Origin of the sequence: Bacillus sp. T2.9-1 (assembly GCF_950097965.1) — a bacterium.
Classification (GTDB): Bacteria; Bacillota; Bacilli; order Bacillales; family Cytobacillaceae; genus Niallia; species Niallia hominis.
This window is the reverse complement of the sequence record NZ_CATNHG010000054.1, coordinates 1-254: the sequence shown is the minus strand read 5'-3', so window position 1 is coordinate 254 and position 254 is coordinate 1. Positions and strand designations below refer to the sequence as shown.

The 254-nt window shown below is 33.5% G+C and carries 1 pseudogene; it reads right to left on the bottom strand.

Features of this window, described 5'->3' with window-relative positions:
* Window positions 1-153: pseudogene (locus QQZ16_RS04005) on the bottom strand (CBO0543 family protein); the annotation flags it as partial.
* Between the last annotated feature and the right edge of the window lie 101 nt (window positions 154-254).

Below are 254 nucleotides of genomic sequence, written 5' to 3'. Positions count from 1 at the left end.
ATATATGAATGAATATCTGTATCTCCACTCTAAATAATTAACAAGTTTGACCCACTCGCAAAAGGGTTCACCTATATAGGCATATGTTAGTGCCATAATGATCTGGGCTAAAATAAAAGATTTCCATGTTCTAAAATATTGATATAACAACATGTAAGCTACAGGTATCATTGAAAAATCAAAGGGAAAGGCCCTAGGAATAATAGGTAGAATGCAATTGGTAATCCCAAAACCTATATTGTGCACCAACTACA